We start from the raw sequence: 6,160 nt of genomic DNA on the forward strand, positions 1-6,160 counted from the left end.
CGCAGCGCGCACTGTCGAGGGCACACTCATGCTCGATTTGTACCTGTTCCAACTGCTCAACGGCCTGGGCCTGGGGATGATCTACTTCCTCATCGCCGTGGGCCTGACGATCATTTTCGGCCTGCTCAACTTCGTCAACTTCGCCCACGGCGCGTTCTTCCTGCTGGGCGCGTACCTGTGCTACACCGCCGTGGCGATCACCGGCAACTTCTGGCTGGCCCTGCTGATTGCCCCGCTGGTGGTCGCGGCGCTGGCCTGGGCGGTGGAGCGGTTGCTGATCAAGCGCATCTACCACTTGCCGCACACCTTCCAGATCCTCGTCACCCTGGGCATAGCGCTGATCATCCAGGAAGCCTCGGTGCTGATCTGGGGCCCTGTGGGCAAAAGCATCGCCGTGCCACCGGAGCTGCGCGGGGTGCTGATCGTCGGCGACTTCATCTACCCGTACTACCGCTTGTTCCTCATCGGCTTCGCGGCGCTGATCGGCCTGGGCCTGTGGCTGCTGCTGGAGCGCACCCGCTTTGGCGCGCTGGTGCGCGCAGGCAGCGAGAGCACCGAAACCGTGTCGCTGTTGGGCACCAACATCTTCCGCCTGTTCTCCCTGACCTTCGCCCTGGGCGTGGGCCTGGCCGGCGTGGCGGGGGTGCTGTTCGCACCGCTGCGGGGTGCCCAACCCTTCGTCGGCCCGGAAATCCTCGGCATCGCCTTCGTGGTGGTGGTGATCGGCGGCATGGGCTCGTTCGGCGGCGCGCTGGTGGGCGGCCTGCTGGTGGGTGTGGTGCAAAGCATGATGACCAGCCTCTGGCCGCAAGGCGCCAGCTTGATGATCTACGGCGCGATGGCGGCGGTGATCCTGGTCCGCCCCTATGGCCTGTTCGGGAGAGCATGACGATGAGCGAGAAGAATCCATTGCCCGTGAAGGGCCGCACCCCTGCCCTGCTGTTGTTGGTGCTCGCCAGCCTGGTGGCGCTGCCGTTGATCTTGCCGTCGGCCACCCTGGCCACCGAGATCCTGATCTTTGCCTTGGCGGCGCTGGCCTGCAACCTGCTGCTCGGTTACACCGGCCTGCTGTCGTTCGGCCAGGGCATTTTCTTCGGCGTGGGGGCCTACGGCGCGGCGCTGCTGATGATTCACCTCAACTGGGGGATGTTCAGTGCGCTGCTCGGCGCGGCCGTGTTCGGTGCCTTCCTGGCGCTGCTGGTGGGGGCGCTGGCAATCCGCCGCAAGGGCATCTACTTCGTCATGCTGACCCTGGCCTTCAGCCAGATGGCGTACTTCCTGGCGTACACCTTGAGCGGCTGGACCGGCGGTGACAACGGCCTGCTCGACGTGCCGCGGCCGAACATCGAAATCGCTGGCCACGTGCTGGTCGACCTGGCCGACCCACGGCACTTCTATGTGTTTGTGGCGGTGCTGTTCCTGTTGATCTTCGCGGGCGCCCTGCGGGTGATCCGCTCGCCGTTCGGCAGCACCCTGCTGGCGATCCGCGAAAACGAGACCCGCGCCGCCGCCATCGGCTACGACACCCGCCACTTCAAGATCCTGGTGTTCATGATGTCTGGCGCCATCACCGGTATCGCGGGTGCGCTGTACGCGATGCTGCTGCACTTCGCGCCGCTGTCGAACATCGACCTGATGATGAGCGAGAACATCCTGATCATGACCATCGTCGGTGGCACCGGCTCGCTGTTCGGCTCCTTGCTGGGTGCGGGCGCCATCGTAGTGCTGGGCGATGTGCTCTCGGAGCTGTGGCCACGCTGGCTGATGCTGCTGGGGGCGATCCTGATCCTGGTGGTGGTGTTCATGCGTGGCGGCCTGTGGGGCGGCTTGGCCGAGTTGGGCAAGCGCCTGCAACCCGCGCGCACTGACGATGACAAGACAACGGCCAAGACCAAGGAGACCTTGTGATGAGCGATTACCTCCTGGAAACCCGCAACCTGGAGCTGGCCTACGGGCCGTTCAAGGCGGTGGCAGGCGTCGACCTGAAGGTCCGCGCCGGCACCATTCACACGGTCATCGGCCCCAACGGCGCCGGCAAGACCAGCCTGTTCCACTGCCTGACCGGCGAACGCCAGGCCACCAGCGGCAAGATCCTGTTCAACGGCCAGGACATCATCCGCAAACCGTCCCACGGCCGCGTGGCGCTGGGCATGGCGCGCTCGTTCCAACTCACCAGCCTGTTCCAGAACCTGTCGGTACGCGAGAACCTGCGCCTGGCCGCCCAAGGCCGCGATGGCCTGGGCGCGCTGAACTTCTGGCGCAGCGTGGAGCACAAGCGCAGCCACTGGAACACCGCCGATCAGGTATTGGAGCGGCTGAAGCTGACCGCCCGCGCCGATACCCTGGCCGGCGAACTGTCGCACGGCCAGCAACGGGTGCTGGAGGTGGGCATGTCGATTTGCGCCAAGCCCACCCTGCTGATGCTCGACGAGCCGACCTCGGGCATGGGCATCGATGACATCCCGGTGATGACCGACCTGATCAGCGACCTGGGCCGCGACCATACCGTGCTGCTGATCGAGCACAACATGAGCATCGTCATGTCGATCAGCCAGCGCATCACCGTCATGAGCCACGGCCAGATCCTGGTCGAGGGCACACCGGAACAGGTGCGTAACGACGCCCGCGTGCGCACCGCCTACCTTGGAGAGGCCGCCTGATGCTCAACGTCGAATCGATCCATTCCTACTACGACAAGAGCCACGTGCTCGAAGGGGTTTCGCTGCAGGTCGGCGCCGGTGAACTGGTGACCCTGCTGGGGCGCAACGGCGCTGGCAAGACCACCACCTTGCGCAGCATCCTCGGCATCGTCCGGCCGCGCCAAGGGCAGATCAGCTTCAACGGCCAGCAGCTGGTCGGCCGCGAAATCTTCGACATCGCCCGCCAGGGCATCGCCCTGGTGCCGGAACATCGCGGCATCTTCCGCCAGCTCAGCGTCGAGGAGAACCTGAAGATTGCCGTGCGCAAGGAAAGCCGCTGGCAGCTGGAAGACGTCTACACCCTGTTCCCGCGTCTGAAAGAACGGCGGCGCAACGGCGGTTTTGCACTCTCCGGCGGCGAACAGCAGATGCTGGCCATCGCCCGCGCCCTGCTCAATGACCCCAAGTTGCTGATCCTCGACGAGCCCACCGAGGGCCTGGCCCCGGTGATCGTCGATGAGCTGGTGAAAATTTTGCGCGGGATCAAGGGCGAAGGCCTGTCGATCCTGCTGGTGGAGCAGAACCTGATGGTCTGCGACGCCCTCGCCGACCGCCACTACGTACTGGAACAAGGCCGTGTCGCCTACCAGGGCAGCGCGGCGCAGTTCCGCGACGACCCGAGCATCAAGAACCGCTACCTGGCCCTGAGCGCCTGAAAGGAGAATGCCCATGAATACCCGCATCGATCCCTCGCAGCACTTGCTCGGCCAAGGTGCGTTGGTCAGCCGCGAGCGCCTCTGGCAATCGCTGATGGACCTGGCCAGGCTCGGCGCCACCGCCAAGGGCGGGGTGTGCCGCCTGGCCCTGACCGACCTCGATCGCCAGGCCCGCGACCTGTTCGTGCGCTGGTGCACCGAGGCGGGCTGCACGGTCAGCGTTGACGCCATCGGCAACATTTTCGCCCGGCGCCCCGGGCGTAACCCGGCCTTGCCACCGGTGATGACCGGCAGCCATATCGACACCCAGCCCACCGGCGGCAAGTTCGATGGTTGCTACGGGGTGATGGCCGGGCTGGAGGTGATTCGTACCCTCAATGACCTGCAGCTGACCACCGAGGCACCGCTGGAAGTGGTGGTGTGGACCAACGAAGAAGGCTCGCGCTTCCCGCCGTGCATGATGGGCTCAGGCGTGTTTGCCGGTAAGTTCGGCCTGCAGGAAACGCTGGACAAGGTCGATGACCAAGGCCTGTCGGTGGGCGCGGAGCTGACGCGTATCGGCTACGCCGGCCCCCGCGTACCCACGGGCCATGCGGTGGGCGCCTACTTCGAAGCGCACATCGAGCAAGGCCCGGTGCTGGAAGACCAGCGCACCACCATCGGCGTGGTCCAGGGCTGCCTGGGGCAGAAATGGTTCGACCTGGTGCTGACCGGCGTCGAGGCCCATGCCGGCCCAACGCCCATGCACCTGCGCAAGGATGCTCTGGTCGGCGCCGCCGATGTAGTGGCAGCGGTCAATCGTGTGGCCCACGCTCACCAGCCGCATGCCTGTGGCACGGTGGGTTGCCTGACCCTGCACCCCGGCTCGCGCAATGTCATCCCCGGCCAAGTGCACATGACGCTTGACCTGCGCCACCTCGACCCGGCCCACCTCGATGCCATGGTCGCCGAAGTGCGGGCGGCGATCGACGCCACCACGGCAAAACACGGGTTGACCTTCGAACTCACACCCACGGCTGACTTCCCGCCGCTGTACTTCGCCGAGCAATGCGTCGATGCCGTGCGCCAGGGTGCGCGCGAGCTGGGCTTGAGCCACATGGACATCGTCAGCGGGGCTGGCCACGACGCGATTTTCCTCGCCGAGCTGGGCCCGGCCGGCATGATCTTCGTGCCGTGCGAAGGCGGCATCAGCCACAACGAAATCGAAAACGCAGCGCCACAGGACCTGGCCGACGGCTGCGACGTGCTGCTGCGCGCCATGTTCCAGGCCGCCAACCAGGGAGCGCATTGAGATGACCGGCAAAACTGCCATCGGTGAACTGACCGCCGTCGAACTGCTCGAACTGTACCAGCGCCGTGAGCTGTCGCCTGTAGAGGTGATCGATGATGTGCTGACGCGCATCGATCAGCACAACCCGGCCGTCAACGCCTACTGCCATGTGGACGGCGAAGGCGCCCGCGCCGCCGCCCGCGCCAGCGAACAACGTTGGCAACGGGCTGAGCCGTGTGGCCGGCTGGACGGGGTGCCAGCGTCGATCAAGGACCTGACCCTGACCTGCGGCATGCCCACACGCAAGGGCTCACGTACCACATCGGGCGCTGGGCCGTGGGACGTCGATGCGCCCTTCAGCGCATTCATGCGCGGTGCCGGTGCAGTGCTGGTCGGCAAGACCACCACGCCGGAGTTCGGCTGGAAAGGCGTGACCGACAACCCGCTGTACGGCATCACCCGCAACCCGTGGGACACACGCCTGACGGCAGGTGGCTCATCCGGCGGCGCGGCGGCTGCGGCGGCGCTGAACCTGGGTGTGCTGCACCAGGGCAGCGATGCCGGTGGTTCAATCCGCATACCTTGCGCCTTTACCGGCACCTTCGGCATCAAGCCCACATTCGGCTACGTACCGCAGTGGCCGTCCAGCGCCATGACCGTGCTCTCACACCTAGGGCCGATGACCCGCACCGTCGATGACTCGGTGCTGATGCTCGACTGTGTGGCCCGGCCCGATGCGCGTGATGGGCTGGCCGGTGCAGCCCGCCAGGCGCCATGGCTGGGCCAGGAGCAGGACCTCAGCGGGCTGCGGATCGCCTACAGCGCCGACTTCGGCTACGTGCAGGTCGACCCGCAGATCCACGCGCTGGTGGCGCAGGCGGTGCAGCGCCTGGCGCGGCTGGGGGCACAGGTGGAGGAAGTCGACCCGGGCTTCGCTGACCCGCTGGAGACATTCAATACCCTGTGGTTTGCCGGGGCTGCTCGACTGACCAGCGCCTTTACCGACGAGCAACGGGAGCAGATCGACCCCGGGTTGCGCTGGATTGCCGAACAAGGCGCGCGGATCAGCTTGAGTGAATATACCCAGGCGCTGGAGGCGCGGGCCGAGCTGATTGCGCGGATGAATGCCTTCCACCAGCGTTATGACGTGCTGGTGTCACCGATGTTGCCGCTGGTGGCGTTCAAGGCGGGGCATAACGTGCCGCCGGGGTCGCGGATGGCGCAGTGGATGGAGTGGACACCGTTCAGCTACCCGTTCAACTTGACCCAGCAGCCGGCGGCATCGGTGCCGTGCGGGTTTACCCGCGAGGGGTTGCCGGTGGGGTTGCAGGTGGTTGCGGGGCGGTTTGCCGATGAGCAGGTGCTGCGGGTGTGCAAGGTGTATGAGCAGCACTATCCGAGCCGCCATTTGCAGGCGCCGGTGGTGAGTTGAAGCCTTAGTTAGTTGCTGGCCCCACCGGCCCAATCGCCGGCAAGCCGGCTCCTACAGGTACAGCGCAGCACTTGAGAGCAACGCTGTCACTGTGGGAGCTGTC

Annotated in this window: 6 protein-coding genes; all 6 read left to right on the forward strand. The window is 66.0% G+C overall.

Going from position 1 to position 6,160, the window contains the following annotated elements:
* Positions 1 to 28: 28 nt before the first annotated feature.
* From ACNQPL_RS04020 to ACNQPL_RS04045, 6 genes are read left to right on the forward strand one after another with little or no spacing between them, the layout of a single operon-like run.
* A complete protein-coding gene (locus ACNQPL_RS04020) occupies positions 29 to 889 on the forward strand; it encodes a branched-chain amino acid ABC transporter permease (protein ID WP_232884943.1) in 861 nt (286 codons plus the stop codon).
* A 2-nt stretch (positions 890 to 891) separates the two neighbouring features.
* The gene (locus tag ACNQPL_RS04025) at positions 892 to 1,908 is read left to right on the forward strand and encodes a branched-chain amino acid ABC transporter permease (RefSeq protein ID WP_346615892.1); all 1,017 of its coding nucleotides are present in this window, start codon (positions 892 to 894) and stop codon (positions 1,906 to 1,908) included.
* Positions 1,908 to 2,660: an ABC transporter ATP-binding protein gene (locus ACNQPL_RS04030; protein WP_346615891.1), complete on the forward strand. Its 753-nt coding sequence runs from the start codon at positions 1,908 to 1,910 to the stop codon at positions 2,658 to 2,660. The genes ACNQPL_RS04025 and ACNQPL_RS04030 overlap by 1 nt, the downstream gene beginning before the upstream one ends.
* Positions 2,660 to 3,355, forward strand: a complete 696-nt coding sequence (locus ACNQPL_RS04035; RefSeq protein ID WP_346615890.1) for an ABC transporter ATP-binding protein — start codon at positions 2,660 to 2,662, stop codon at positions 3,353 to 3,355. Before ACNQPL_RS04030 ends, ACNQPL_RS04035 begins: the two co-directional genes overlap by 1 nt.
* Before the next feature lie 13 nt (positions 3,356 to 3,368).
* Positions 3,369 to 4,646, forward strand: a complete 1,278-nt coding sequence (locus ACNQPL_RS04040; protein WP_416466029.1) for a Zn-dependent hydrolase — start codon at positions 3,369 to 3,371, stop codon at positions 4,644 to 4,646.
* A gap of 1 nt (position 4,647) precedes the next feature.
* Positions 4,648 to 6,057 (forward strand): amidase, encoded by a 1,410-nt coding sequence (locus ACNQPL_RS04045; RefSeq protein WP_416466030.1) that lies wholly within the window; start codon positions 4,648 to 4,650, stop codon positions 6,055 to 6,057.
* The last annotated feature ends 103 nt before the right edge of the window (positions 6,058 to 6,160 follow it).

It is taken from the genome of Pseudomonas sp. LFS044 (assembly GCF_047978245.1).
Lineage (GTDB): Bacteria > Pseudomonadota > Gammaproteobacteria > Pseudomonadales > Pseudomonadaceae > Aquipseudomonas.

Excerpts from the sequence above, each read along its gene's own strand:
- ACNQPL_RS04020 (WP_232884943.1), top strand. The coding sequence starts at position 29 with ATGCTCGATTTGTACCTGTTCCAACTGCTCAACGGCCTGGGCCTGGGG.
- ACNQPL_RS04025 (WP_346615892.1), top strand. The coding sequence starts at position 892 with ATGAGCGAGAAGAATCCATTGCCCGTGAAGGGCCGCACCCCTGCCCTG.
- ACNQPL_RS04030 (WP_346615891.1), top strand. The coding sequence starts at position 1,908 with ATGAGCGATTACCTCCTGGAAACCCGCAACCTGGAGCTGGCCTACGGG.
- ACNQPL_RS04035 (WP_346615890.1), top strand. The coding sequence starts at position 2,660 with ATGCTCAACGTCGAATCGATCCATTCCTACTACGACAAGAGCCACGTG.
- ACNQPL_RS04040 (WP_416466029.1), top strand. The coding sequence starts at position 3,369 with ATGAATACCCGCATCGATCCCTCGCAGCACTTGCTCGGCCAAGGTGCG.
- ACNQPL_RS04045 (WP_416466030.1), top strand. The coding sequence starts at position 4,648 with ATGACCGGCAAAACTGCCATCGGTGAACTGACCGCCGTCGAACTGCTC.